General features: G+C 44.0%; 1 protein-coding gene, 1 tRNA gene and 2 rRNA genes. 3 read left to right on the top strand and 1 reads right to left on the bottom strand.

Translation table 11 applies throughout. The features are described 5' to 3' along the window. The 3 genes from rrf (L2713_RS20450) to rrf (L2713_RS20440) all read left to right on the top strand — a co-directional run. Nucleotides 1–100, top strand: a 5S ribosomal RNA gene (gene rrf / locus L2713_RS20450); the annotation flags it as partial. 33 nt (nucleotides 101–133) lie between these two features. Beyond that, nucleotides 134–209, top strand: a tRNA-Thr gene (locus L2713_RS20445). Nucleotides 210–243: 34 nt separating this feature from the next. Beyond that, nucleotides 244–359 (top strand): 5S ribosomal RNA (gene rrf / locus L2713_RS20440). Between the two features lie 486 nt (nucleotides 360–845). Here the strand turns inward: rrf (L2713_RS20440) and L2713_RS20435 are convergent. Continuing rightward, on the bottom strand, nucleotides 846–1,204 hold a 359-nt coding region (locus L2713_RS20435; protein WP_248969103.1), incomplete at its 5' end, for a hypothetical protein.

The raw sequence follows: 1,204 nt of genomic DNA, 5'->3' as shown, positions 1-1,204 counted from the left end.
TTGTGGTCCCACCTGATCCCATCCCGAACTCAGAAGTGAAACGCAATCGCGCCGATGGTAGTGTGGGGTCTCCCCATGTGAGAGTAGGTCATCGCCAAGCGCCTAATTAAATCATCATTGATGATAAAGAATTGCTGATATGGCTCAGTCGGTAGAGCGCATCCTTGGTAAGGATGAGGTCCCCAGTTCGATTCTGGGTATCAGCACCATACAATCTAGTGTGTTGTCCTAGAGCAAAATTTGTTTGGTGATAATAGCATTGTGGTCCCACCTGATCCCATCCCGAACTCAGAAGTGAAACGCAATCGCGCCGATGGTAGTGTGGGGTCTCCCCATGTGAGAGTAGGTCATCGCCAAACGCTAAATTAAGAAAGGCCACCTTGTTAGGTGGCCTTTTTGCTTTTTAAAGTTCCTTTTTACTACGCCCCTTGTACAACGTATTTAGTTCGTGGACCTCTGTGTGCACGAGTACACTTTCATTTCGCGATTCATAATGATTTGAGCTCTTAATCAGGCCTAACATTGCTCTTTCTCTTTGCCCAATGTCGCTATGTACTCTTTTCCTGTCAAGTTGCTCCATCTTATAGGAGCAAGCGCTAGCTTTAGGCTGCTTCTCCTCGATAGAGCTTGCTATAAAGACTAGATGTGTATCGTTCTATTTTATGCAATGCGAAGGGGTTGAGGTTTAACAAGAGCATGTGTAACTCCATTGACAGGGTTTTGTTGTAAACGACATAATTAGGCAGCCTTATTTATAGAAGTCCTATGTCGAAATTACAGTATTATTTAAAGCATCGATGCTTTAATTCACTTTAAATAACCTTTATTACAAGCGACCAACCACCCTAATAGCGGCCTACCACGATAGTTAAAAATTTCGGAATGTGGATAACTTTGGGAATAAGTAGTGGGTAGCTTGTGCCTAGTTTGGGTGTAAAAAGTGATTTGAAAAATAATGCAAAAAACCTGAAAAAAGCCCTTGCGTAAAAAGTTCTGCTGCCTATAATGCGCATCCACTGACACGGCAGACAGCGAAAGCTAACGCGGTTACAGTGCGAATCGAATGCAAAATGTGCAGTTGATTCGAAAGCGCCAAGAAGTTTGCAAAAACGCCTTGACGCGACAAGGGAAATGCGTAAAATACGCAGCCCTGACCCGCTGAGCGGTAACGCGAAAGCCGAGGTCAAATGCTCTTTAACAATCT

It is taken from the genome of Shewanella seohaensis, from assembly GCF_023283775.1.
GTDB lineage: Bacteria > Pseudomonadota > Gammaproteobacteria > Enterobacterales > Shewanellaceae > Shewanella > Shewanella seohaensis.
The sequence above is the reverse complement of the archived record's forward strand: the minus strand, read 5'-3'. Positions and strand labels throughout refer to the sequence as shown.